The 25,022-nt window shown below is 59.9% G+C and carries 19 protein-coding genes and 2 tRNA genes; 15 read left to right on the top strand and 6 right to left on the bottom strand.

Annotation, left to right across the window (positions count from 1 at the left end; translation table 11 throughout):
- Positions 1-62 precede the first annotated feature (62 nt).
- The 4 genes from AC07OE_RS10315 (at position 63) to rimO (ending at position 3,518) form a co-directional block, all read left to right on the top strand.
- Positions 63-139 (top strand) — tRNA-Val (locus tag AC07OE_RS10315).
- 91 nt (positions 140-230) lie between these two features.
- Positions 231-1,496 (top strand): hypothetical protein, encoded by a 1,266-nt coding sequence (locus AC07OE_RS10310; protein ID WP_495070466.1) that lies wholly within the window; start codon positions 231-233, stop codon positions 1,494-1,496.
- Positions 1,497-1,604: 108 nt separating this feature from the next.
- Entirely contained in the window at positions 1,605-2,054 is a 450-nt protein-coding gene (phaR, locus tag AC07OE_RS10305) for a polyhydroxyalkanoate synthesis repressor PhaR (protein WP_495070465.1), read from the top strand.
- A gap of 63 nt (positions 2,055-2,117) precedes the next feature.
- Positions 2,118-3,518 (top strand): 30S ribosomal protein S12 methylthiotransferase RimO, encoded by a 1,401-nt coding sequence (rimO, locus tag AC07OE_RS10300; RefSeq protein ID WP_495070464.1) that lies wholly within the window; start codon positions 2,118-2,120, stop codon positions 3,516-3,518.
- 106 nt (positions 3,519-3,624) lie between these two features.
- On the opposite strand, the gene AC07OE_RS10295 is transcribed toward rimO, so the two are convergent.
- Positions 3,625-3,709, bottom strand: a tRNA-Leu gene (locus AC07OE_RS10295).
- A gap of 49 nt (positions 3,710-3,758) precedes the next feature.
- Here AC07OE_RS10295 and rnr point away from each other — a divergent pair.
- The 6 genes from rnr (at position 3,759) to AC07OE_RS10265 (ending at position 12,557) form a co-directional block, all read left to right on the top strand.
- Positions 3,759-6,020: a ribonuclease R gene (rnr, locus tag AC07OE_RS10290; protein WP_495070463.1), complete on the top strand. Its 2,262-nt coding sequence runs from the start codon at positions 3,759-3,761 to the stop codon at positions 6,018-6,020.
- A 164-nt stretch (positions 6,021-6,184) separates the two neighbouring features.
- Positions 6,185-8,437 carry a type I secretion system permease/ATPase gene (locus AC07OE_RS10285; protein WP_495070462.1) on the top strand — a complete coding sequence of 751 codons (2,253 nt, stop codon included), beginning with the start codon at positions 6,185-6,187 and terminating at the stop codon, positions 8,435-8,437.
- Positions 8,434-9,762, top strand: a complete 1,329-nt coding sequence (locus tag AC07OE_RS10280) for an HlyD family type I secretion periplasmic adaptor subunit (RefSeq protein ID WP_495070461.1) — start codon at positions 8,434-8,436, stop codon at positions 9,760-9,762. The genes AC07OE_RS10285 and AC07OE_RS10280 overlap by 4 nt, the downstream gene beginning before the upstream one ends.
- The gene (locus AC07OE_RS10275) at positions 9,752-11,116 is read left to right on the top strand and encodes a TolC family outer membrane protein (protein ID WP_495070460.1); all 1,365 of its coding nucleotides are present in this window, start codon (positions 9,752-9,754) and stop codon (positions 11,114-11,116) included. Before AC07OE_RS10280 ends, AC07OE_RS10275 begins: the two co-directional genes overlap by 11 nt.
- 12 nt (positions 11,117-11,128) lie before the next feature.
- The gene (locus tag AC07OE_RS10270; protein WP_495070459.1) at positions 11,129-11,641 is read left to right on the top strand and encodes a toxin-activating lysine-acyltransferase; all 513 of its coding nucleotides are present in this window, start codon (positions 11,129-11,131) and stop codon (positions 11,639-11,641) included.
- Positions 11,642-11,687: 46 nt separating this feature from the next.
- Positions 11,688-12,557 (top strand): HDOD domain-containing protein, encoded by an 870-nt coding sequence (locus tag AC07OE_RS10265; protein ID WP_495070458.1) that lies wholly within the window; start codon positions 11,688-11,690, stop codon positions 12,555-12,557.
- A 24-nt stretch (positions 12,558-12,581) separates the two neighbouring features.
- Here AC07OE_RS10265 and AC07OE_RS10260 read toward each other — a convergent pair whose 3' ends face one another.
- The 5 genes from AC07OE_RS10260 to AC07OE_RS10240 all read right to left on the bottom strand — a co-directional run bounded on the left by AC07OE_RS10260 (position 12,582) and on the right by AC07OE_RS10240 (position 18,955).
- A complete protein-coding gene (locus AC07OE_RS10260; protein ID WP_495070457.1) occupies positions 12,582-13,811 on the bottom strand; it encodes an SPOR domain-containing protein in 1,230 nt (409 codons plus the stop codon).
- Between the two features lie 3 nt (positions 13,812-13,814).
- Positions 13,815-14,825, bottom strand: a complete 1,011-nt coding sequence (mltB, locus tag AC07OE_RS10255) for a lytic murein transglycosylase B (protein ID WP_495070456.1) — start codon at positions 14,823-14,825, stop codon at positions 13,815-13,817.
- Positions 14,826-14,954: 129 nt separating this feature from the next.
- The gene (locus AC07OE_RS10250) at positions 14,955-16,970 is read right to left on the bottom strand and encodes a transglutaminase TgpA family protein (protein WP_495070455.1); all 2,016 of its coding nucleotides are present in this window, start codon (positions 16,968-16,970) and stop codon (positions 14,955-14,957) included.
- Positions 16,971-16,978: 8 nt separating this feature from the next.
- Entirely contained in the window at positions 16,979-18,031 is a 1,053-nt protein-coding gene (locus AC07OE_RS10245; protein ID WP_495070454.1) for a DUF58 domain-containing protein, read from the bottom strand.
- Between the two features lie 3 nt (positions 18,032-18,034).
- Positions 18,035-18,955, bottom strand: coding sequence for an AAA family ATPase (locus tag AC07OE_RS10240; RefSeq protein ID WP_310338250.1), 921 nt, complete (start codon positions 18,953-18,955; stop codon positions 18,035-18,037).
- Between the two features lie 41 nt (positions 18,956-18,996).
- Here AC07OE_RS10240 and AC07OE_RS10235 point away from each other — a divergent pair, with 41 nt between their 5' ends.
- The 5 genes from AC07OE_RS10235 (at position 18,997) to AC07OE_RS10215 (ending at position 25,022) form a co-directional block, all read left to right on the top strand.
- Positions 18,997-19,950 (top strand): histone deacetylase family protein, encoded by a 954-nt coding sequence (locus tag AC07OE_RS10235; protein WP_495070493.1) that lies wholly within the window; start codon positions 18,997-18,999, stop codon positions 19,948-19,950.
- Positions 19,950-21,230, top strand: coding sequence for a mechanosensitive ion channel family protein (locus tag AC07OE_RS10230; RefSeq protein WP_495070453.1), 1,281 nt, complete (start codon positions 19,950-19,952; stop codon positions 21,228-21,230). Before AC07OE_RS10235 ends, AC07OE_RS10230 begins: the two co-directional genes overlap by 1 nt.
- A gap of 222 nt (positions 21,231-21,452) precedes the next feature.
- Positions 21,453-22,202 carry an electron transfer flavoprotein subunit beta/FixA family protein gene (locus tag AC07OE_RS10225; RefSeq protein ID WP_495070452.1) on the top strand — a complete coding sequence of 250 codons (750 nt, stop codon included), beginning with the start codon at positions 21,453-21,455 and terminating at the stop codon, positions 22,200-22,202.
- Positions 22,203-22,204: 2 nt separating this feature from the next.
- Positions 22,205-23,137 (top strand): electron transfer flavoprotein subunit alpha/FixB family protein, encoded by a 933-nt coding sequence (locus AC07OE_RS10220; RefSeq protein ID WP_495070451.1) that lies wholly within the window; start codon positions 22,205-22,207, stop codon positions 23,135-23,137.
- A 94-nt stretch (positions 23,138-23,231) separates the two neighbouring features.
- Positions 23,232-25,022, top strand: coding sequence for an acyl-CoA dehydrogenase (locus AC07OE_RS10215; RefSeq protein ID WP_495070450.1), 1,791 nt, complete (start codon positions 23,232-23,234; stop codon positions 25,020-25,022).

Here is a 25,022-nt window from a genome sequence, read left to right as displayed (position 1 = left end):
CCAGTCGATGGTCGTCCGGGCACCGCCTGGTTTGCTGCTATACTCTCACCTCTCGAATATGTAGGCGCATAGCTCAGCTGGTTAGAGCACCACCTTGACATGGTGGGGGTCGTTGGTTCGAGTCCAATTGCGCCTACCAATTTTCAGAGAAATACCAAGCACTTGACGGCAACGTGAAGTGCTTTTTTGTTGCCTGTCGTAGCCGTTTGCTTGGCTCTAGAATGGCGCGAATGGCTGCATTCACCATCTTTTTCTGCGGGACTGGTTCGAATGGCTACGACTTTGCCAATACGAACTACCACCAGGGCGAGCTGATCTCCACGTTGGCAAAGAACCATGCGGGACATGAGTTCGTGGACTGGATCATCGTGGATGGCCCGGGCAGCGGCAATATTCAGGAAGCAGAAAAGTGGGTGCCAGCGGGCAATTATTCGGGGCTCCGCGGCACTCTGCAGGGCAAGGGCTGGGAAGAAAACGTCAAGCATGCTGTGGCCGTGCTGATAGGCACGAACTACGAGGAGCGCAAGGCTCATACCCGTGCGGAGACGAAAATTCTTCGGGCTGCCGGGGTGGGGGTGGACACCGTAGAGCGCACTGGCAGGGTTGAAAGAGCTTTGCTAGGTGCAACCAAGACGGTCAATTTTGATTTGCATGCTCGCATCTCGCCGCAGGCCCTCCAGCAGAGAAAAATCCAGATCATGCGCAAGAACAAGCCCATTGACTGTGTGAATGTCGTGGGCTGGAGTCGTGGCGGTGTGACATGCCATATGTTTGCGAATGCACTGGCCGAGATCGAAGCTTGGTCCAACATACCGATCAACATTTTTGCCTGTGATCCTGTTCCGGGCTCTGGCAACTTTGACACCCGCAGGATCACCTTGGGTCGCAACGTGAAGCGCTACGTGGCCATTTACGCCGCCGACGAACGCTCACGTGGTTTCTCGCCGGTTTTGCCATCACTCGCTCCGGGTACAGAATTTTTCATCACCACCATGCCCGGGCGCCATGCCACGCTGGTTGGCAATGCCAGCCAGGACGGAAGCAAAGGAGTGAATACGCTTTTCGGGCCTGGCAAGGTGACGCGGAATCTGGCTGAAAGCTTTTTGCAGGCCTGGGGGGCGAAGCTCAACAACACGCTAAAGCTGAGCGACTTTCAGATTTTGGGAAGCTACGAGGAAATGCTGGCGCAGACCGGGGACTATCTGGCGATGCGCGATGTGTCTTACACCGGCTTCACCCAGTCTGACCGCGCCGTCGGTGTAGGTGATGGAACTTGGCGGACATTTGGTACCTCGGCAACCCTCTCGCGGGAGGCGGTTTTTGTCAACCTGCACCACCGTTGGGTGTTTGAAAAGAATTTTGCCGTGTTGTACGCAGCACTATTTCGCAATCAAAAGCTGACGACTAAACAGGCGGAGCTGGAATTCAAGCGCATTGCTTTCCAGTACCCCCATCTCTACAAACGGCTCAAGAAGATACCGATTCAGTTGCAGTAGCGTCTTTCGCGCTAGGGTTATCCTAGGTCGTAACGGGGCGGCCCGCCCCTAGAATGTGTTGCAGTGCAACACTTATTTTGACCTTCACATTGAGTGGCGGCGATCGCAATGCAAAAACCTAGCTCCAAAGATTCCAAGTCGTCACAACGGGTCATCAAGAAATACCCGAACCGCCGTCTCTACGATACCGACACGTCGACCTACATCACACTCGCAGAAATCAAGCGCCTGGTGATGGACAGCGAGGCCTTTGCAGTGGTAGACGCCAAAACCGGTGAGGATCTGACGCGCAGCATTCTTCTGCAAATCATTTTGGAAGAAGAAGCCAATGGTTCCCCCATGTTCACCACGCCAGTGTTGGCCAACATCATCCGGTTTTATGGCCACACCATGCAGGGCATGATGGGTGGCTATCTGGAGAAGAACATGCAGGCGTTGATGGACATGCAAATGCCCATGGTGCCGGGCGTGGCTGGCAATAATATGTTCCAGCAAATGCAGGAGCAGATGCAAAAGCAGACCGAGCAATTCTTGGGTACTTTCGGCCTTAAACGCTGACGCAAAATATGCCCGAAGCCCCTTGGTCTGGGCTCCTAGGCTGAATGCTGGGACAATAGGGGGATGAGCGAAGTTTTATCCCCTGTCAGCACCTCCCCAGTTCCCAAAGTCGGTTTTGTCAGCTTGGGCTGCCCCAAAGCCCTGACCGATTCCGAGTTGATCCTCACGCAACTGAGCGCTGAGGGTTACCAAACCTCCAAGACCTTCCAGGGCGCAGACCTGGTGATCGTGAACACTTGCGGCTTCATCGACGATGCGGTCAAGGAAAGCCTGGACACCATTGGCGAGGCGCTGGCTGAAAACGGCCGTGTGATCGTGACCGGTTGCTTGGGCGCCAAAACCACCGAGGGTGGTGACAACATGGTGCGCCAGATGCACCCCAAGGTACTGGCCGTGACCGGCCCGCATGCGACGCAAGAAGTCATGGATGCGGTGCACCTGAATCTGCCCAAACCCCATGATCCGTTTTTAGACTTGGTGCCACAGTCCTTTGGTGTAGCGGGCGTCAAGCTCACACCGCGTCACTACGCGTACCTGAAGATTAGCGAAGGCTGCAACCACCGCTGTACTTTCTGCATCATTCCCAGCATGCGCGGCGACTTGGTGTCCCGCCCGATTGGTGATGTGTTGACCGAGGCGAAAGCGCTGTTTGAAGGTGGCGTAAAAGAGCTGCTGGTGATCAGCCAGGACACATCGGCCTATGGTGTGGACGTGAAATACCGCACCGGTTTCTGGGATGGCAAGCCGGTCAAGACCCGCATGCTGGAGCTGGTGCAGGCGCTGGGCGACATTGCCGAACCCTACGGTGCCTGGGTGCGCTTGCACTATGTGTACCCCTACCCCAGCGTGGACGACATCATCCCCTTCATGGCCACAGGCCGCGTATTGCCCTATCTGGATGTGCCGCTGCAGCACAGCCACCCGGATGTGCTGCGTCGCATGAAGCGCCCTGCCAGCGGCGAGAAGAATCTGGACCGTTTGCAGCAGTGGCGTGCAGCCTGCCCCGAGCTCGTGGTGCGCAGCACCTTCATTGCCGGTTTTCCGGGTGAGACCGAAGCGGAGTTTGAGCATTTGCTGGACTTCATCCGCGAAGCGCAGATTGACCGTGCTGGCTGCTTTGCCTATAGCGCAGTGAATGGCGCTACGGCCAATGATTTGCCGGGCATGTTGCCGATTGAAGTGCGTGAAGAACGCCGGGCGCGCTTCATGGCCGTGGCCGAAGAGGTGTCTGCCGCGCGCTTGCAACGCCGGGTGGGTTCTGTGATGCAGGTGCTGGTGGATTCTGCGCCAGCGCTGGGTCGCAAGGGCGGGGTGGGGCGCAGTTATGCCGATGCCCCCGAGATTGATGGTGTGGTGCGTTTGCTGCCACCCGAGAAGATCAGCAAAACGCTGAAAGTCGGTGAGTTCACCAAGGCGCGCATTGTGAGCGCACAAGGGCACGATCTCGTGGCCTTGCCCATTTAAATTCACTGCCACTGACCATGCAGCAACAGGTCAGTGGCATGAATCAAACAGGCAAAAAAAAGCCGCTGTTTTCACAGCGGCTTTTCTATATCTACATTACCATTGTTGGTGCCCAGAAGAGGACTCGAACCTCCACGATGTTACTCGCTAGTACCTGAAACTAGTGCGTCTACCAATTCCGCCATCTGGGCATCTCAGGAAAGAGAGAAGTATATCAAAAATTTAAGCCCTAACAGCCAATTGCTGGAAGAAGTTGAAGGAATTGTGCAAGGTCATCGCGACGGGCACGGTTTTGTGTCCCGCGACGACGGTGCTCCCGACATTTATTTACCCCCGAACGAGATGCGTGCGGTGCTACACAAGGACCGCGTGAAGGTCCGCATCGTTCGCAGTGACCGCAAGGGGCGACCCGAAGGGCGCGTGGCCGAAATAATGGAGCGTTCCACGCAACCCATCATCGGCCGCCTGCTGCAGGAAAGCGGCGTGTGGCTGGTAGCGCCTGAAGATAAACGCTATGGCCAGGACGTGCTGATCCCCAAGGGGGCCACCAGCGTGGCCAAAGCCGGGCAGGTGGTGGTGGTTGAGTTGATCGAGCCCCCCGCCTTGTTTGGCCAGCCCGTGGGGCGCATCAAGGAAGTGCTGGGCGAAGTGGACGACCCCGGCATGGAGATTGAAATTGCCGTGCGCAAGTACAGCGTGCCGCACGAATTTTCAGACGCCTGCGTGGCATTGGCCCGCACGCTGCCTGACAAGGTACGCCCACAGGACAAGGCGCACCGCGTTGACCTGACGGACATTCCGCTGGTCACCATCGACGGCGAAGACGCACGTGACTTTGACGATGCCGTGTACTGCGAACCGGCGACCAAGGGCCGGGGCAAGACCGCACTCAAGGGCTGGCGCCTGTTGGTGGCCATTGCCGATGTGAGCCACTATGTAGAGACAGGCTCAGCCATCGATGTGGACGCCTATGACCGTGCCACCAGCGTCTACTTCCCGCGCCGCGTGATTCCCATGCTGCCCGAGAAGCTGTCCAACGGTCTGTGCTCGCTGAACCCCGAGGTGGAGCGCCTGTGCATGGTGTGCGACATGTTCGTCACCGCCGACGGCGAGGTCGACGCGTACCAGTTTTACCCTGCGGTGATGTGGAGCCATGCGCGTTTCACCTACACCGAGGTCGCCGCCATTTTGGGTAACACCCGCGGTCCCGAAGCCAACAAGCGCCGCGATCTGGTGCCCCAGCTGCTGGACTTGCATGGTGTGTACCAGGCGTTGCTGAAGTCACGCCAGAAGCGTGGCGCGGTGGATTTCGAAACCACCGAGACGCAAATTGTTTGCGATGAAAACGGCCGTATCGAGAAGATCGTGCCGCGCACCCGCAACACAGCCCATCGTCTGATCGAAGAGGCCATGCTGGCAGCCAATGTGTGCAGCGCTGACTTCATTGCGGAAAACAAACACCCCGGCCTGTTCCGGGTGCACGAAGGCCCGACGCCCGAGAAGCAGGAAACCCTGCGCAACTACCTCAAGGCATCCGGTATAGGCCTGACGATTGGAGACAACCCCAAGCCCGGTGAATTCCAGGCCATTGCCAACGCCACCAAAGACCGGCCGGACGCGCAGCAAATCCATTCCATGCTGCTGCGCTCCATGTCACAAGCGATTTACACGCCCATCAACAGCGGTCACTTCGGCTTGGCGTTTAGCGCCTACACCCACTTCACCAGCCCTATCCGCCGCTACCCCGACTTGCTGGTGCACCGCGTCATCAAGGCGATTCTGGCGAAGACCAAGTATCAGCTGCCCGCGTTGCCCACACCGGGCGAGGCACATGCCAAGTTGGCACGCCGCCTGGAGAAGAACCTGGCCAGCCGTGTGGCGGAGCCCGGTATCAAGCCCAAGAAAATGAACGCGGAGGGCATGGCTTGGCAAGCTGCCGGCCTGCATTGCAGTGCCAACGAGCGTCGTGCGGACGAAGCAAGTCGCGATGTGGAGGCATGGCTCAAATGCAAGTACATGCGCGAGCATTTGGGCGAGGAATATGGCGGTGTGGTCACTTCTGCCACTACGTTCGGTTTGTTCGTCACACTGGATGCCATGTACGTCGAAGGCTTGGTGCACATCACCGAGTTGGGTGGCGAATACTTCCGCTTTGACGAGGCGCGCCAGGAACTGCGTGGTGAGCGCACGGGCATCCGCTACGCCATCGGTACGCGGGTGCGCATCCAGGTAAGCCGCGTGGACCTGGATGGTCGCAAGATCGATTTCCGATTGGTCCAGGAAGGGCAAAGTTTGCAGCCTCGGACGGGTTCAGACAAAGGTGCACCTCGTGAGGGCAAAGGGCGTGCCGAGTTTGTCGACCGTTCCGATGCAGAGATGCCTGGCAGCACCAGTTACAAAACCAAGGTGCGCCAGCACGCCAGTGCCAAGCCGGCACGCAATGCCAAGGCAGGCGCCAAAGCGGCCGCAGCGCCGAAGAAGGCTGCCAAAAAGCGACGCTAGTCGCCTTCAAGGTGTCCCTCCTGAATGCAGTCATGTCTTGCACATGACTGCAAATTCACTCGTTTGGGGGATGTACTGACCAATCTGGAATCGGTAAATTATCCCGCTTGCGTCAAAGTAACCGCGTAGGTTAGTTTCAAACCAACCGTACCTACCGTGAACCAATGACTTTGCTTGACGCAGTGAGGTCGGTGTTGCCGACTGCACAACAAAAAGAGAGATATCCGGGGACATTTCCAGTGCAATCGAAATTACAGCTTATTGGGCTCTACGCAAAACTTCATCATCTCCACCTTGATACATCACAGTTAAACCATCAGTTCAGCAGCATTTTCGACGTCGGCGGTAACCCCAAGTTTGGCGTCGGGGAGGTAATACTGGTCTTGCAGCAACTGGGTTTTGAAGCCAAATTACAACGAGGAAACATCAAGGCCATTTCACAAATTTCCTTGCCTGCGTTGATGCCAACACGAGACGGCGGGCTGATGCTGGTTGGCAAGATTGATACAGCAGGTCTCACGGGTTCCGTCGTTTTGCAGCTCGCAGGCGAGCCTGGGGCGCATCAAATTGCGCTGGCCGAATTTGATGCGCTATTTGCTGGTGAATGGATCAAGGCCCGACTCGCCGATGCGATACCAACTGCAGGTATCCATGGCGGCGCAAATGATGCGAGCAAGTTCGGTCTGGGCTGGTTCTGGCGTTCGCTTAAAAAGTACAAGGGATTGATGGCAGAAATTCTGCTCGCGTCCTTGTTTGTGCAGATCATGGCCTTGATTACGCCGTTAATTTTTCAGGTGGTGATTGACAAGGTATTGACCAATCGCACACTTTCGACTTTGGATGTCATGGTGGTGGCGCTCTTGGGCGTAAGCCTTTTTGAGGTTGTGCTCGGGGCCATGCGCCACTATTTGCTCAGCCATACAACCAACCGTATTGACGTGGAGCTGGGTGCCAAACTGTTCAAGCATTTGTTGCACCTGCCGCTGTCATACTTTGAAAGCAGACGCAGTGGTGATACCGTGGCCCGTGTCCGAGAGTTGGACAACGCGCGTAATTTCTTGACTGGGCAAGCACTCACTAGTTGGTTGGATCTGCTGTTTGCCTTGGTGTATATCGCTGTCATGTTCTATTACAGCGTGACATTGACGCTGGTAGTCCTTGCTGCGCTTCCCGTGTTCTTTGGTGCCTCTGCCATCATTACTCCGTTGTTGCGCAGAAAACTAGAAGACAAGTTCGCTCTTGGTGCCGAGAACCAGGCGTTCTTGGTGGAAACGGTTACCTCCATGGAGACGTTGAAAAGTCATGCCGTGGAGCCTCAATGGCAAGGTGCCTGGGAGCGGCGTCTTGCAAGCTATGTCAACACCTCCTTTGAGGGAGGGCACCTGGGAAATGCAACCAATCAGTTCATTGGGATGGCAAGCAAGGTGCTTACCGTGGCTTTACTGTGGTTGGGGGCCCGGCAGGTGATAGATGGGGCGTTGACGGTAGGAGGGTTGATCGCCTTCAACATGTTGAGTGGACGGGTAAATGCGCCCATCTTGAAGTTGTCTTCCCTGTGGCAAGACTTTACCCAGATGAAGGTCAGCATCAAGCGGTTGGGTGATATTTTGGACTCTTCACCTGAGCCTGCATTTCGTCCCGATAGATCTGTTCCGCCCGATGTAAGTGGGCAGGTTACCTTCGAACACGTCACTTTCAAGTACTCACCCAAAGGTCTTACCGTTCTCAATGACGTGAGTTTTGATGTGAAGTCCGGTGAGGTGATTGGTATCGTAGGCGTATCCGGGTCTGGAAAGACAACGCTGATGCGTCTGCTGCAGCGTCTTTACACCCCTGAGACTGGCCGCATCATGATAGACGGGGTGGATGTTAATTTGGTTGACACCTCATGGCTTCGCCGCCAGATGGGTATTGTTGGTCAGGATACTTTGCTGTTCAACCGCAGCGTGCGAGACAACATCGCGTTGACAGATCCCGGGTTGGATATGGCGGCTGTTATGGCCGCAGCACGCTTGGCGGGCGCCAATGACTTCATTTTGAAATTGCCTGATGGCTATGACACAGTGATTGGGGAGCGTGGCAGCCGACTCAGTGGCGGGCAGCGGGCGCGGATTGCTATTGCGCGTGCGTTGGCAACGAATCCGACGATGTTGTTGCTGGACGAAGCTACTGCTTCGTTGGACTATGAAAGTGAACGTTTGATTCAAGACAAGATGGCCGAGATCGCGCAAGGCCGCACAGTATTCATCGTCGCACATCGTTTGTCCACATTGCGTTTGGCAGATCGGATTTTTGTATTTGACGATGGCAGATTGATTGAAACTGGTAGTCATCCTCAGCTGCTGGAACGAGACGGGCGGTATGCATCACTTTATCGCGCGCATCAAGTGTTGCAGCTTGAGGGAGCTCTTGCATGAGCCCCAATTCGCGGAAAACTGAATTCAACCAATTCAGCTCAGCAGCACTGGCCATCATGGCGCAGCCTCCATCCTATGTGGTACGCATGGTGTCGCTTGCCATCTGTGTCATGGTCGGCATGGCATTGGTGTTTTCGTACTTCGCCCAAATGGATGTCGTTGTATCTGCACAGGGTAAGGTGATTCCGGCAGGCAAGAGCAAAGTGGTGCAACCACTGGAGTCCGGTGTGGTGCGCGCGATCTCCGTGCGTGACGGACAGGCGGTGAAGGTGGGCGATGTCTTGGTGGAGCTGGATTTGACCAGCACGGGGGCTGACAGAGATCGCGTGCAGCACGAATTATGGGAAGCCAAGGCTGAAGTTCTTAGAGCCACGGCCCAACTTGCGGGACAAATTCAAATTGCCGGCATGGCCGATATGCCTGCGGAAATCGCCCGCAATCAGACGGCGGTGTTGCAGAGCCGCCTGGCAGAGCAGCGAGCGAAACTTTCCGCCTTGGAGGCTGATTTAGGCAAGCGCAAAGCAGATGCCGACGCCATAGGCAGTGGACTCGCGCAACAGCGCGTGAGCCTCCCGCTCATTCAGCAGAAGCACAGCATGCGGGAAGACTTGGCTAAGACTGGGCACATTGCACAGGCAGGTGTCATCGAATCACGCATGGAGCTGATCAACGCAGAGAAAGACTTGGCGGTGCAAGGAAATAGGCTCAAGGAATCAGAGGCTGGCTACCAGTCGGCGGTAGAGCAACGTGCGCAAGCGATAGCGGAATTCAGGGCTCGAACCAGCAGCGAATTGCTCGAAGCGATCAAAAAAAGGGACATAGCGCAGCAAGAGTTCATCAAGGTTAGCCAACGTCTGGCACTGCAGACGCTGCGATCGCCTATCGACGGCGTGGTTCAGCAATTGGCGGTAACCACGGTTGGCGGTGTGGTGACGCCAGCGCAACCGCTGATGACGATCGTTCCAGAAAACTCTCCGCTTGAGTTAGAGGCGCAGGTAATGAATCGGGATATAGGCCATGTTCGTGTTGGGCAGCGCGTAATCAACAAGGTGGAGACCTATGATTTCACACGATATGGATACATTGAGGGTGAGGTGCTGTGGGTTGGAACAGATGCAGTCCAAGACCCCAAAATGGGTCCTGTGTTCCCTGTTCGAATCAAGTTGGCCAGCACCGAGACGCCAACAGCCGTTAATGGACGCAATGGATTCATCAAAGCAGGGATGAGTGTCACATCGGAGATCCGCACTGATCAACGACGATTGATCGACTACCTTCTGGCTCCCATGTTGCGATACAAGCAGGAGGCGTTGCGTGAGCGCTAGCAATTCAGGAATCCGTAGGTTCGTTGTCGGGGCACTTTCTTTGTACCTCTGCATTGGTGTGCAGTCCGCTTTTTCACAGGGGCTATGGGCTGTATATCAGCAGGCTAAGTTGCAAGATGCGCAATATTTGGCTGCCACAAAGGCGTTCGTGGCATCGTTGGAAAAATTGCCTCAAGCTCGTGCAGGGTTGTTGCCGTCTGTGAGTTTGAATGCCAGTAAAAATCGCCAGTTCGGTTCAGCTGCATTTGCAGACGCAGATCCCATCGATCGGGACGTGCAGTCCTGGTCCTGGAACGCACAACTCACCCAGCCGTTGATCCGGTGGGCCAGTTGGGTCGGTTATCAACAAGCCAATGCGCTGGCGCAGCAGGCTGCCACGCAGTTCGCTTTGGCGGAGCAGGATTTGATCCTGCGTGTTTCACAAGCCTATCTCGATGTGTTGGTCGCCGTGCAAAATGCCGAGGTCATGCAAACCCAGGTGGTGGCGATGGGTGAGCAATTGGCCCTGGCGCAAAGGACTTATTCGGTAGGCACCGGAACAATTACCGATGTGCACGAAGCAAAAGCGAAGTGGGCCTTGAGTCAAGCACAAGGTGTTGCCGCGAATATTGAGCGAGACAACAAACTGTCAGAACTGGAGAAAATGTTGGGGCAGCCCCCACGGGTGGATACACGAGAGTTCAATGAGGCTGGATTGTCCAAGGGTGTGCTGAAGCCTCTTGCCGATTGGCTTATGGAGGCTGACCTGAAGAATTTGCAGGTAAAAGTTCAGCAGGCGGCACTCGATATAGCCCGTAAAGAGGTTGCCAAGAGTGAGGCTGCACATTTGCCTACTTTAGATTTGGTGTTGAATCGTGCTGTCAATTTCAGTTCGGGATCGCTGAGTTCCCCCGCGGATCTGTCAACACGTGTGAACTCCAATCAGGCGGGCGTGCAATTGACAATACCGCTGTACGCAGGGGGCGGGGTGCAATCCCGTGTGCGCGAGGCATTGGCACTGGAGGGCAAAGCCCAGGATGAGCTTACCTTGGCGCGTCGCAATGCGGCAAGCCAAGTACGCCAGGCATTTGCCGGCGTGCTCAATGGGCAAGCGCAAGTGACTGCTTTGCGGGAGGCCGTGGAGGCGGGAAAAAATGCGGTGGAATCAAACAAGATTGGATTTCGCATAGGTACCCGTATCAACCCGGATGTGTTGAACGCGGAGCAGCAGTTGTATGCGTCATTGAGAGACCTGTCCAAGGCGCGCGCGGAGATCGCAATTCAGGGGCTCAAGCTCAAGGCGGCGGCAGGAGGATTGACAGAAGACGACGTCGCAGAGCTGGATAGTTCAATTATCCGTAGTGAACAAAAATAGACAGAGTTTGAAATGAACAATACAGAAGTGTCCCCCGTGCTGGCGAAAAGCGACTCACCAGATCTGAACCCTACGGATGTTGCTGACCTTGCTTCATTGCTAAAAAAGCAAGCCAAGCGTGTCATTGGAAAACTGCCGTTGTTGGGAGCAGTGAGCTGGTTGATGATGCAGCAAACTGCGACGCGCCACACCTTGTTGAGCGAATTGGAGTGGACGGTGATGCCTGCGTTGGTGCTGGAGCAGGCCAAGCTCTACATGCGCGACGACTCCCCCGTTGCCTATGTATCTTGGGCGATGTTGTCGGATGCAGCGGCATTTCGCTATGCGGCTGCGCCACATCAATTGACGGCGAACGACTGGAAGTCGGGAGATCAAATCTGGATCATTGATTTGTTAGTCCCGTTTGGAGGCGCGCAGCAGGTCATGGATGATCTGCGCAACAGTGTTTTTGCCGGACGCCAAGTTCATCAACTTCAGTTGGGTTCAGGTGGATCGCCCAAGGAAATGATTTGGCCAGCCAAATAGCCCCCGGATAGGCTTTTCAGCATAATGCATGTAACAAGGAGCATGCATGCGAGTTGCCGATGTGGACCGGGAGATTGACGCGGCCAAAGCAGACGGCCCGCTGCGTGAGATCGTCATCCAGCCTTGCCCCGGGCTGCTGATTGACCTGCGCACGGAGCTCAGTCGGCCTGACCCTGAGCCTGCTGCGGTCGTAGCGATTGCTTCGCGCGACGTAGCGATGGCTGCGGCACTGATCAAAATCGCCAACAGCGCGGTCTATGCGCGTTCGCGAGCGGCCTCGACGGTGGCCGATGCCGTGGCCATGCTGGGCATTGCGCACACTGTGTCCATCCTCACCGGATTCTTGCTCCGCGACGTCATTCATGTGCAGTCTCCCTTGCTTGAGCATTTTTGGGAGTCCTCCACACGCCGCGCCTATGCCATGGGCTACATAGCGCGCCAGATGTACGGCATGAATGCTGACATCGCCCATACCTGTGGTCTGTTTTGCCACGTAGGCTTGCCGATTTTGCTGCAGAGCTTGCCGGGTTATGACGCCACGCTGCACGAAGCCACCGCCCACATGGATCGCACCTTTACGGATGTGGAAAATGCTGCGCATCGCACCGACCATGCGGTGGTGGGCGCCATTGTGGCCAAAACCTGGCGGCTGCCCCCTGTGGTGGCGATTGCGGTGCGCTTGCACCATGATTTCAGCATACTGGACGACGTGCGATTTCCTGCCGAGGTGCGCGCGCTGGTGGCGATGTCATTGCTGGCGGAGCGCTTGGTGCTGATGCACGAAGGTGTGCAGGCGCACAAGGAGTGGGAGCAGCACGGCACGGCCTGCCTGGCCCACTTGCATGTGAGTGAAGTGGAAATGGAACAGTGGCTGGATGCGCTGCAACCCCAGTTTGAGGGGCCTGTCGGTTTCTAGTCCAGCCTCGCCCATCGGGGCGGCTTACTCCGGCGCCACCAAGGCATCCAAACCAAAAGTACGGATTTTTTCTGCCGCGGTATCGGCTTCGGTTTGTGTTTCGAACGGCCCCACCCATACGCGGGTGCGCGGTCCCTTGCGGGCCTGAATTGCTTTGGAGTTGGCGGGCAGGTTGGCATCCATCAGCCGCGTGAACGCGTTGCGTGCGTTGTTCTCGTCGGCAAACACGCCTACGTTGACGATGTAGCGACCCGTGGGCGCAGCGCGGGGGCTCACTGTTGGGGCGGTTTGTGGATCTGCCGGAGGCTTGGCTTTGGTGCGTGGGGGCGGCACTGCTGCGGGCTTGGGCATGGTGGCGGGTTTGGCGTCGACGGGCTTGGCCGCGGCGGCCTTGCTTGCGGCGCTGGCAGCAGGCTTGGCGGCGGATGCCGCTGCAATGCTGCTACCCGCCGCCACGGTTGGCATCGGAGTATTTTTGGCAATCGGAACTGAAGCTGCCGGCTTGGGGGCTGAGGCTGCAACCACTGCGGTCGCAGATGCCACCGCCGCAGATGCGGGCGCCGATGCCGGCAGTGCAGCGGGCTGAGCTGCCAAAGGTGCCGATGCTGACGGCGCTGCGGCAGTGGCATCGGTGGCGCGGCCTACGGCCAGATTGCGGGCGTCGGCCAATTTGTCGATGGCCTTGTCGGCGTATCCCGGCAGGGGTTCGAAACCACTGAAGTGGGTCCATGAATAGACGGCTGCCGCAGCGACAAGCAGGTTGAGAGCGGCCAGTACGATCAGGCGCCGACGTGTGCTGGCCTGACGCGCCAGCAGGGCGCAGGCCTCGGGCACCGTGGCGCTGGCGGCCAGTGCAGCCTGCATGCGTTTGCGCGTGGCGCTGTGTAGCAGGGCATTGCCGCCCAGACCGGGCGCGGCTACCGCGATGACAAGCAACGTGGCCAGCAGACCCCACTGTGTCCCTTCGGAAAACTGGAACACAAGGCGCCCAATGCCAAACACCGAGAGCGCTAGCGCCACCACGCAGCCCAGGTACAGCAGCGCTGCGTTCCACAGTTGGCGGAAGGCCAGCCAGTTCAGCGTGTACAGCGCTGCCGACCAGTTCCAGCTCAGGCCAGCGCGGTCCGCCGCTTCAAAGCGCGTGAACAGTGGCAGGTAGTACGCGCTGTTGACATCTCCAATCGCCGCGCGGTAAAGCGCGGTGGTGGAGTGTTCGTCCGTGTTGTCCAGGGCAGTGGTGGGGGCGGTGGCCATGGTTTATTTTGGCACGGCGGGGGCGCTGGCGACCGCAGCCGCTACCGCGTTGCCCAGTTCAATGACGGCCAGCGCGTAGTAGCTGCTCCAGTTGTAGCGCGTGATGGCGTAGAAGTTGTCGGTGCCCGCGATGTAGAGGGGCGCATCGGCGCCGTTTTGCAGCTCCACCAGGGCCAGCTTGCCGGGGTGGGCCAAGGCGGCCGCGTCCAGCAGCACACCCTTGTCGGCCATGCTCTGGGGCGTGAAGCTGGGCACGATGTCGGGCGCCAGCAACGTAGCGCGGTCCAGGCGGGCGGGGTCCAGCTGCACAGGGTAGTGGGTGGGCAGGTCGCGCTGCCACTTGTAGGCCACAAAATAGTTAGCCACCGAGCCGATCACGTCGGACGCACTGTGGAACAGGTCTACGCGGCTGTCGCCATCAAAGTCCACCGCGTACTTGGCCCAGCTCGACGGCATGAACTGCGGCAAGCCCATGGCGCCAGCGTAGCTGCCGCGCAGGGCCAGCGGATCGGTCTGGGTGCGGGCGGTCAGGCTCAAGAAGGCTTCCAGCTCGGACAGAAAAAAAGCGGCCCGCTCGGCCTTGCGCGGGTGGGCGCTGGGGAAGTCAAACGCCAGCGTGGCCAGCGCGTCCATCACCCTGTAGGTGCCGGTCTGCTGGCCGTAAATGGTCTCCACCCCAATGATGCCCACGATGATGCTGGCGGGCACGCCGGTCTCGCGCTCGGCGCGCTCCAGGGTCTCGCGGTTGTCTTGCCAGAACTTCACGCCGGCCTTGATGCGTATGGGCTCCACAAAGCGGCTGCGGTAGACGGCCCAGTTCTTGGGCGTGCCCACGGCGGGCGGCGTGATGGCGCGCACCACGGAGGCCACCATGCGCGATTGGCCCACGGCGTTGCGCACCCAGTCGCGGTCCAGGTTGCGGCGTTGGGCGATGTCGTCAGCGATCAGCATTACCTCGGGCCGCGTGGCGTACAGCGGTCCGGCGTTGGCCGCGACTGGCGATGGTGCTGCCACTTTGGCCCGGTGGGCGTGTTTTGTGGCGGGCTTGTGATATTTTGGGGTGCTGGCCCCCGCGGATACTGCGCAAGCAGCTATTAAAAACGTAGCAGTGAGGCGGAGAGAAAAGATCACAGGGTCCAATGGTCAGGGCTGGCGCGCGGGCCAGGGCAGTTGCCGAAATTCTCGCCGCAGTGTACCCAGCGTCGCTGCGGTTGGGTTGGGGGCATAGCGCCAGGCTTCCATGCGCAGTAGCCAGTCGCTGAGTTGCTGTGTCTGCGCAGGATCGCCCGACCACTGCTGTTGCAGCAGCGTGGCCAGTTGGCGCGGTGGTGTCTGGGCAGAGGTTGTCAGGCCGGCGCGTTGCAGGCGCTGCTGGGCGCCATGCAGCAGGCGCAGCCAAGGGTCCCGGTGGTAGCGCTCCCAAAGCGTCCAAGCGGCGCCCATCAGGCTGGCCAGCACGATGAGGGCGATCAGCACGTAGCTGAGGTCTTCCCAGCCGGGTGTCTCAAACCCCAGGTTGCGCAACAGGTCCAGCTGTTTGGCCTGACTGTAGTTCAGCACCCACTGGTTCCAGCGGTTGTTGGCGGCTTCCCAGATGGCGCGCAGGTTGACGGCAAAGCCCGGGCTCATGGTATTGAGCGCCTGGGCGAACACGTTTTGCGGCGCCTGCAGCCGTGTGAACGAACCGGTGCGCGCCGGCGATACGGCCGAGGTGGGGTCCACGCGCACCCAGCCTTGGCCTGCCACCCAGACCTCGGCCCAGGCATGCGCGTCGCTCTGGCGCACGGTCCAGAGGCCGTCCACGCTGTTCACCTGGCCGCCCTGGTAGCCGGTGACCACGCGCGCAGGCACGTCCAGGGCCCTCATCAGCAGTACGAAGCTGGAGGCAATGTGTTCGCAAAACCCGGCCTTGCGGTCGAACCAGAATTCGTCGGCCGTGTGGGTGCCATACACACCCGGTTCCAGCGTGTACTGGTAGCCGCCGGTACGCAGGCGCTCCATCACGGCGTCGACTAGCTGAAGCGTGCCGGCGCGCGCCAATGCGGGGCTTCGCCGCATCTCAGCGGCCAGCTGCAGTGTGCGCGGGTTGAAGCCTGGCGGCAGGTCTACATAGTCTTGCAGGCCCACAGAGAGCTTGTTCGGCCCATGGCGGAACTGCGGGTAGCTGGTGGCACGGTAGCGCACCAGGTCCGCAATCGGCTGGTCCGATAGCCATTGCAGATCGGGCGACATGCTGGGCGCGTAGCCCACGATCTCGGGCTTGGTGGGGGTGGCGTCCAGCACCAAGAGCCAAGGGCGGTTATTGGCGGCCAGGGTGACCTGGTACTTCACGGGTTCGCCCTGCACCTGCAGATCGGATTGCAGTTGGTAGCGCGGTGGAAAGTTGGAGCGCAGCGGGCGCCATTCGCGTCCGTCAAAGGTGGAGAACACTGGGCCACGGAAATACAGGTCAGCCTGTGCAGGTGGCGGTCCGTCAAATCGGATGCGCATGGCAATGCTGTCGTCCAGCGCCAGACTGGCGATGGTGCCTACCTGCATGCTGGCCGACAGGCCACTGCGTCCGCTCATGGCATCACCTGGCAGGCCCCACAGTGGCGCAATGCGCGGAAACAGCATGAACAGCACCGCCATGATGGGCGCACCCAGCAGTGCCATCCAGCCGGCAGTTTTAGCGGCCTGCATCAGGGGCGGACGGCCTACGGGCATGTGCGCATTGACCAGCGCAGTAAGCAGCCCCAGCAACGCCACCAGCATGGAGGCAGCAGTGAGCAGGCTTTGCGAAAAAAAGAAGTTGGAGAGGAGGGTGAAGAAGCCCAGGAAGAAGATCACAAACGCATCGCGCCGGGCGCGCATCTCCAGCGTCTTGAGTGCCAGCAGCACGACGATGAAGGTCACCCCCGCATCGCGTCCCAGGATGGTCTTGTAGGTGAAAGCCGTGCCCGCCGTGGCCAGCACCAGCAGGGCCATAAGCCACCAGCGCGACGGCAGGGGCTGGCCCTGAACGGCCAGCCAGCCGCGCCATAGCAGCACGGCCGCGGCCATACTGCTGCACCACAGCGGCAACTGGGCGGTTTGCGGCCCAATGGTCCAGGCAATGACCAGCAGCAGAAACAGCGTGTCACGCGCTTCGCGGGGCAGATGGTTCAGGCGTTGGAACATGGAGAGACCTAAGCCAGTGCCAGCGCCTGCAAGCAGTTCTTCTGGTGGGCCGGGCCACTGTCGGGCGGCAGTTCGGTGCCGGGCAGGCGCAGGCCGTAGCGCAAGCCCTGCTTTTCGGCCAGCAGCACCCAGGCACATAGTCGCGAAAGGGCGTGTTCACGGGAATTGCCCAGGCCCTGTGCGGCATGGGCCAGATCCAGCCAAAGCTCAAAGCGTTGCGACTGCTGGGCGTCGCGACTCACCAGCTCGTCGGCTTTGGCAGCTTTCTTCCAGACCACCAGCTTGAGCGGGTCGCCGCGGCGGTAGGCACGCACGCCGTCAAACTCCCCGGTCGTTTGTGGGCGCACAGTCGCCGCGCCACCGGCGCGCGGTTCGCCAGGTGGCAGTGGAGGCGGGTGCGCTTCAGGTGCGGGGTAGACCAGCACCTGGGCGGCGGGTCGCCAGACGGTCCACACGCGGAAGGTGCCCAGCGGAAAGCGCGTCTCGGCCGTCAGAGCAGGCACGCGGTGCAGGCCACGCCGCTCGGACTGGAAGGCCACCTGCACCTTGGCGCTGCCCTGCGAGGGCACATCGGTCCAGCTCCAGTGGTCGGAACCCAGCACCGCCAGCCCGATGCCGTAGCGCACGCCTTTGCGGTCGCTTTGAACGTGGATGGGAATATGCACGCTAGCCCCCGCAAACTGTGCGTCGGGTGCTACCAAATGCATAGTAATGCCACGTAGCGTGCCATGGCACACGTGCATGCCGATCACCGCCGCACCGGTCAGCAAAAACGTCAGTACATAACCCAAGTTGAGCTGGTAGTTGATGCTGGCCACCAGTAGCACCGCCAGTGTCAGGCCCAGCATGAGGCCGGGGCGGGTAGGCAGGATGTAGACATTGCGCTGGGTGAGCGTGGTGCTGTCCTTGAGCGGCAAGCGCGATTGCCACCACGCCTGGAAACGGCGGCGCACCAGCACCATGGGGTTCCATGTCAGGGCTCCCGTGGAACCGGCTTTGCCGGGCCACAGGGTGCGCCCCCCTGGGGGGGAGGCGCCGGAGGCGCTTCGGGGGGGAGCCATGTTTTACGGTAGCGGCACCGCCTGCAGCATGGCGCGCACTTGTTCTACGGCGCCGCGCCCCGCGTCGCCCACGGGGATGAGCCGGTGGGCAATGGTTTGCGGCAGCACGGCCTGCACGTCGTCAGGCGCCACATAGTCGCGCCCACTCAGCAGTGCCTGCGCCTTGGCCGCACGCACTACAGCGATGCCGGCGCGTGGCGACAAGCCTTGCAAAAACCACTGGCCCGAGCGCGTGGCGGCGATCAGGTCCTGCACATAGTCCAGCAGCGGTCCGGCAGCGTGCACGGCCAGCACGGCGGCCTGCAGTTGCAGCAGCTCGCCTTCGCCCAGCAGGCTGGGCAGGGCGTCCACCATGGCGCGGCGGTCTTCGCCTGCCAACAGCGCGCGCTCGGAGGCGCGGTCCGGGTAGCCGAGGGAAATACGCATGAGGAAGCGGTCCAGCTGCGACTCGGGCAGGGCATAGGTGCCCAGCTGGTCCAGCGGGTTTTGCGTGGCGATGACAAAAAACGGGTGTGGCAGGGGGCGTGTTTCACCCTCTACGGTGACCTGCTTTTCCTCCATGGCCTCCAGCAGCGCGCTTTGTGTTTTGGGGCTGGCGCGGTTGATCTCATCCGCCAGTAGCACCTGCGCAAAGATGGGGCCGGGGTGGAACACAAAGGCCTCTTTGCCGCGCTCGTAAATCGATACGCCCGACAGATCGCTGGGCATCAGGTCCGAGGTGAATTGCACCCGCGAAAATTGCAGCCCAAAGCTGCGCGCCAGTGCGTGTGCGAGCGTGGTTTTTCCCACTCCGGGTACATCATCAATGAGCAAGTGACCGCCGGCCAGCAGGCAGGCCACGCAGTCCTGCAACTGGGTCGGTTTCCCCACAATCACCGTGTTAAGCTGAGCCAGCAATGATTTAAGCTTGTGTTGTGCATCCATAGCACGACGTTACCCGAAAATCCTGAATGACGAGCGCATTGGTGAACAAGACCGGATACTTTTCGCACCGCGATTGCCGCAAGCACGACATGGGCCACGGGCACCCGGAATGCCCGGAGCGCCTGGATGCGATTGAAGACCGGTTGCTCATCACTGGCGTGGCCGATGCGCTGGACCAGCGCGAGGCACCACAAGCCCCCATTACCGATCTGGAACTGGCGCATGGCCGCATGTATGTGGCCTCGCTGCGCGGGCTCACGGATGGGCTGCGCGAAGACATTAATGCTGGCGGCCCCAGCCACGCGCAAATCGATCCCGATACCTGTATCAACGTCCACACCTGGGACGCTGCTCTGCGTGCTGCTGGTGCGGCCCTGGCGGCAACGGATGCCGTGATGGCCGGAGAGGTGGCCAATGCGTTTTGTGCCGTACGCCCGCCGGGCCACCATGCCTGCAAGGACAAGGCCATGGGCTTTTGTTTTTTCAACAACGTGGCGGTGGCGGCCCGGTATGCCTTGGAGCGCCACGGTCTCAAGCGCGTGGCCATCGTCGACTTTGATGTGCACCATGGCAACGGCACCGAGAACATCGTGGCCGGTGACCAGCGCATCCTCATGGTCAGTTTTTTCCAGCACCCGTTTTACCCGGAAGGTGGCTCACGTTCCAGTGCAAGCAACCTGGTCAATGTACCGGTTCCGGCCTATACCAAGGGTGAACACGTACGTGAACTGATTGCGCAGCACTGGCTGCCGCGGCTGGAGGCTTACCGGCCCGAGATGATTTTTATCAGCGCGGGTTTTGACGCGCACCGTGACGACGACCTGGGCCAGCTCGGCCTGGTCGAAAAAGACTATGCCTGGATCACCCAACAGCTCAAGGCCGTGGCGGAGCGCCATGCGCAGGGGCGCATCGTGTCCTGCCTGGAGGGTGGCTACAACCTGGACGCCCTGGCCCGCAGTGTGGAAGCCCACGTGCGGGTGCTGGCCGATTTGTGATGACCATCCTCAAACACCTTCCCACCCCCCGACCCATTGATGATTTTGAGGGCTGGCTGGCAGCCTTCACGCAGCCCACGGTGCTGGTCGAGCTGCTGGCGCTGGCCCTCAGCGTGGCACTGGCCTGGGGCACGGTGGCGGCCCTGCGACGCACCTTGGGCCAGCAGGACGAGCGCTCGATCTGGTTTGGCAAGCGCGTGGTGGACGGTGTGCTATTCCCGCTGGTATTTCTGTGCTTGGGCTATGTGTCGCTGGAGTTGCTGAGTAATTTTGTGCCGGTGGCGGTTTTTCGCATCGCCATTCCGGTGCTGATGTCGCTGGTGGTGATTCGTGTCGGGGTGAAAGTGCTGCAGGCCAGCTTTACCGAATCGCGCTGGATCAAGCCGCTGGAGCAAACCATTTCGTGGGTGGCCTGGCTGGCCATGGTGTTGTGGGTGAGCGGCTTGCTGCCGGTCATCCTCAATGAGCTGGACCAGATTACCTGGAAGGTGGGTGGCACCACCTTGTCAGTGCGCAACATCATCGAGGGCCTGATCACCGCTGGTGCGGTGCTTATCATCACACTGTGGATCTCGGCGGGCATCGAGTCGCGCCTTCTGCGTTCAGCGACAGGGGGTGAGTTGTCACTGCGCAAAGCCGTGAGCAATGCGGCCCGCGCGCTGCTGATGTTTGTGGGGCTGATGCTGGCCTTGTCCGCCGTGGGCATTGACCTGACTGCACTCTCGGTACTGGGCGGTGCGGTGGGGGTGGGGATCGGCTTTGGCCTGCAGAAGCTGGCGGCCAACTACGTAAGCGGCTTTGTAATTCTGGCCGAGCGCAGCATGCGCATTGGCGACGTGGTTCGCGTGGACAACTTCGAAGGCACCATCACCGAGATCAATGCGCGCTACACCGTGATCCGTTCGCAAACCGGGCGCGAGTCCATCGTGCCCAACGAGATGCTGATCACCCAGCGGGTAGAGAACATGTCCCTGGCCGACAGCCGTGTGCACCAGGTCATCAATGTGGCGGTGGGCTACGAGAGCGATGTGGAGCGCGTCATGGCCTTGCTGCTGGAGGCAGCGTTGAGCCAGCCTCGCGTTCTGCGCGACCCAGCACCGTCCATCAGTTTGGCCAACTTTGGTGCAGATGGTCTGGAGTTCACCGTCGGCTATTGGATCAATGACCTGCAAAACGGGCAGAGCAATCTGCGCTCGGAGATCAATTTGGCCATCCTGCGCGCCTTGCGCACGCATGGCATCGACATTCCCTACCCACAGCGCGTGGTTCACACGCGCTGACCATCCGGCACTTTTAATGCGCTGCCTCTAAGTTAAGTCACCAAAGCGGCAGAAGGCGGCATTGGCGCCGCTATAATCGTAAAAAAGCACGATCGTTCTATTTTGTGTTTATGATGGGGGCACAGACGATAGTCAGGCCCGGAAGCCCGTCCCGCATAGAATCGACTGATTGACGTGCACGTCAACTAAACAGACCCATTTTTAACCTCTGGAGTGGCAGCAATGAAAGTCCTGGTACCCGTCAAGCGCGTGGTCGACTACAACGTGAAGGTCCGAGTCAAATCGGACGGCACCGGTGTAGACATCGCCAACGTCAAGATGAGCATGAACCCTTTTGACGAAATTGCGGTGGAAGAAGCCGTGCGCCTGAAGGAAAAGGGCGTGGTCACCGAGGTGATCGCTGTCTCTTGCGGTGTGGCCCAGTGCCAGGAGACCCTGCGTACCGCCATGGCCATTGGTGCTGACCGCGGCATTCTGGTGGAAACTACAGAAGAGCTGCAGCCCCTGGCCGTGGCCAAGCTGCTCAAAGCCCTGATCGACAAAGAGCAACCCGGCCTGGTGATCCTGGGCAAGCAAGCCATTGACGACGATTGCAACCAGACCGGCCAGATGCTGGCAGCTCTGGCCGATCTGCCCCAGGCCACCTTTGCCTCCAAGGTGGAAGTGGCCGACGGCAAGGCCAATGTGACGCGTGAAGTGGACGGTGGTCTGGAAACTTTGTCTGTGACGCTGCCCGCCATCATCACTACCGACTTGCGCCTCAACGAGCCCCGCTATGTGACCTTGCCCAACATCATGAAGGCCAAGAAGAAGCAGCTCGACACCTTCAAGCCTGAGGACCTGGGTGTGAACGTGGCTCCGCGCATCAAGACATTGAGCGTGGCCGAACCGGCCAAGCGCAGCGCCGGTATCAAGGTGCCCGATGTCGCCACGCTCGTGGACAAATTGAAGAACGTTGCAAAGGTAATCTGACCATGACCGCACTCGTAATCGCCGAACACGACAACGCATCCATCAAGGGTGCGACCCTGAATACCGTGACTGCTGCCGCCCAGGCGGGTGGTGATGTGCACGTGCTGGTGGCTGGCAGCAATGCTGGCGCTGCTGCTGCGGCCGCTGCGCAAATCGCCGGAGTGTCCAAGGTTATCCACGCTGACAGCGCGTCCTTCGAGCACGGCCTGGCCGAAAACGTGGCCGCCCAAGTGCTGGCCATCGCTTCGGCCTACAGCCACATCGTGTTCCCAGCCACCGCATCGGGCAAGAACATCGCCCCCCGCGTGGCGGCCAAGCTCGATGTGGGTCAGGTGTCCGACATCACCAAGGTCATCAGCGCCGACACGTTTGAGCGCCCCATCTACGCTGGCAACGCCATTGCCACCGTGCAAGCGACAGACGCCGTGAAGGTGTTGACCGTACGCACGACCGGCTTTGACCCTGCTGCTGCCAACGGCGGCTCTGCTGCCGTGGAGACCGTGGCCGCCGCCGCGACCAACGCCAACGTGACCTTTGTAGGTTCCGAGATCGCCAAAAACGACCGCCCCGAGCTGACCGCTGCCAAGATCATCGTGTCTGGTGGACGCGCCTTGGGCTCCAGCGAAAAGTTCATGGAAGTCATGACGCCCCTGGCCGACAAGCTGGGTGCTGCACTGGGTGCTTCGCGCGCTGCGGTGGATGCGGGCTATGCGCCCAACGATTGGCAGGTTGGTCAGACCGGCAAGATCGTGGCGCCCCAGCTGTATGTGGCCTGCGGTATCAGCGGTGCCATCCAGCACTTGGCTGGCATGAAGGACAGCAAGGTCATCGTGGCGATCAACAAGGACCCCGAAGCACCGATCTTCAGCGTGGCTGATTTTGGCCTGGAAGCCGACCTGTTCGTGGCCGTGCCCGAACTGATTGCGGCGCTCTGATGCCAGTATCAAAAAGGGCATCGCTTGCGGTGCCCTTTTTTTTGGCCTGAAGGCCTGTGTACCCCGCCTGCAACAAGAATTTTTGGAGACTCCCATGAGCTACGTCGCCCCCGTCAAGGACATGCTGTTCAACATCGAACACCTGGCCAACATTGAACAGATCGCGCAACTTCCCGGCTTCGAAGACGCCGGTCTGGACACGGCCCAGGCCGTGCTGGAAGAGTCCGCCAAGTTCACCGAAGGCGTGTTGGCACCGCTGAACTGGGAAGGCGACAAGAACCCCTCGAGCTGGAAAGATGGAGTGGTCACGGCTACCCCCGGCTTCAAGGAGGCCTTCAAACAATTCACTGACGGCGGCTGGCAAGGCCTGCAGCACCCCACCGACTTTGGCGGTCAGGGTCTGCCCAAAACCATCGGTGCCGCCTGTGGCGAGATGGTCAACAGCGCCAATATGAGCTTTGCGCTGTGCCCGCTGCTGAGCGATGGCGCGATTGAAGCGCTGCTGACGGCGGGTTCCGACGAACTCAAAGCCACCTACCTGGAAAACCTGGTGAGCGGCAAATGGACCGGCACCATGAACCTGACCGAGCCCCAGGCGGGCTCCGACCTGGCCATGGTGCGCAGCCGCGCCGAGCCGCAGCCCGACGGTACCTACAAGGTGTTTGGCACCAAGATCTTCATCACCTGGGGTGAGCACGACATGGCCGAGAACATCGTCCATCTGGTGCTGGCACGCGTGACCGGCGCGCCCGAAGGTGTGAAGGGCATCAGCCTGTTTGTCGTGCCCAAGTTCATGGTCAACAAGGATGGTTTGCTGGGCGCGCGCAATGACGTGCACTGCGTTTCCATCGAACACAAGATGGGCATCAAAGCCAGCCCCACTGCGGTGCTGCAGTACGGCGACCATGGTGGCGCTATCGGTTACCTCGTGGGCCAGGAAAACCGGGGCCTGGAGTACATGTTCATCATGATGAACGCCGCGCGCTACGGCGTGGGCGTGCAGGGCATTGCGATTGCCGAGCGCGCGTACCAGAAGGCTGTGCAGTTCTCCAAGGACCGCGTGCAGAGCCGCCCCGTGGATGGCTCCATTGCCGCCAGCGCACCCATCATCCACCACCCCGATGTGAAGCGCATGCTCATGACCATGCGCGCCTATACCGAGGGCTGCCGGGCGCTCGCCAGCGTGGGCGCCAGCGCCTACGACGCGGCCCACCACCACCCCGATGCCGATACGCGCAAGCAGAACCAGGCCTTCTATGAATATCTGGTGCCGCTCATCAAGGGCTACAGCACCGAGATGAGCCTGGAAGTCACCAGCCTGGGCGTGCAGGTGCACGGCGGCATGGGCTTCATCGAGGAAACGGGCGCAGCCCAGTACTACCGCGATGCCAAGATCCTGACCATCTACGAAGGCACGACCGCCATCCAGGCCAATGACCTCGTGGGTCGCAAGACCTCGCGCGATGGCGGCCAGACGGCCAAGGGCATTGCCGCGCAGATCGAGAAGACCGAAGCCGAACTGGCCGCCAGTGGCTCCGCCGATGCGTTGGCCGTGGCCAAGCGCTTGAAGGCTGCGCGCCTGGCGTTTATCGACGTGGTGGAGTTTGTGGCCGGCAACACGAAGGCGAGCCCCAACGCCGTGTTTGCAGGCAGCGTTCCCTACCTAATGCTGGCCGGCAACCTGATGGCAGGCTGGCAGCTGGCGCGCGCGCTGCTGGTGGCCGAGAAGCAGATTGCCGCTGGCAACGACGTGCCCTTCATGCAAGCCAAGATCACCACCGCGCGTTTTTACGCCGACCATCTGCTGAGCAAGGCCGGTGGCCTGCGCGACAGCATTGTGGAAGGCGCGGAGAGCGTGACTGCCTTGGCACTGGAGGCGTTCTGA

This window comes from Rhodoferax sp. GW821-FHT09E07 (assembly GCF_059416145.1).
This window is presented reverse-complemented; position numbering and strand designations above follow the sequence as displayed.

Bases quoted from the DNA above. Each gene is read 5' to 3' on its own strand.
- AC07OE_RS10310 (WP_495070466.1), top strand. From the start codon at position 231: ATGGCTGCATTCACCATCTTTTTCTGCGGGACTGGTTCGAATGGCTAC.
- phaR (WP_495070465.1), top strand. From the start codon at position 1,605: ATGCAAAAACCTAGCTCCAAAGATTCCAAGTCGTCACAACGGGTCATC.
- rimO (WP_495070464.1), top strand. From the start codon at position 2,118: ATGAGCGAAGTTTTATCCCCTGTCAGCACCTCCCCAGTTCCCAAAGTC.
- AC07OE_RS10285 (WP_495070462.1), top strand. From the start codon at position 6,185: ATGACTTTGCTTGACGCAGTGAGGTCGGTGTTGCCGACTGCACAACAA.
- AC07OE_RS10280 (WP_495070461.1), top strand. From the start codon at position 8,434: ATGAGCCCCAATTCGCGGAAAACTGAATTCAACCAATTCAGCTCAGCA.
- AC07OE_RS10270 (WP_495070459.1), top strand. From the start codon at position 11,129: ATGAACAATACAGAAGTGTCCCCCGTGCTGGCGAAAAGCGACTCACCA.
- AC07OE_RS10265 (WP_495070458.1), top strand. From the start codon at position 11,688: ATGCGAGTTGCCGATGTGGACCGGGAGATTGACGCGGCCAAAGCAGAC.
- AC07OE_RS10260 (WP_495070457.1), bottom strand. From the start codon at position 13,811: ATGGCCACCGCCCCCACCACTGCCCTGGACAACACGGACGAACACTCC.
- AC07OE_RS10250 (WP_495070455.1), bottom strand. From the start codon at position 16,970: ATGTTCCAACGCCTGAACCATCTGCCCCGCGAAGCGCGTGACACGCTG.
- AC07OE_RS10245 (WP_495070454.1), bottom strand. From the start codon at position 18,031: ATGGCTCCCCCCCGAAGCGCCTCCGGCGCCTCCCCCCCAGGGGGGCGC.
- AC07OE_RS10240 (WP_310338250.1), bottom strand. From the start codon at position 18,955: ATGGATGCACAACACAAGCTTAAATCATTGCTGGCTCAGCTTAACACG.
- AC07OE_RS10230 (WP_495070453.1), top strand. From the start codon at position 19,950: ATGACCATCCTCAAACACCTTCCCACCCCCCGACCCATTGATGATTTT.
- AC07OE_RS10225 (WP_495070452.1), top strand. From the start codon at position 21,453: ATGAAAGTCCTGGTACCCGTCAAGCGCGTGGTCGACTACAACGTGAAG.
- AC07OE_RS10220 (WP_495070451.1), top strand. From the start codon at position 22,205: ATGACCGCACTCGTAATCGCCGAACACGACAACGCATCCATCAAGGGT.
- AC07OE_RS10215 (WP_495070450.1), top strand. From the start codon at position 23,232: ATGAGCTACGTCGCCCCCGTCAAGGACATGCTGTTCAACATCGAACAC.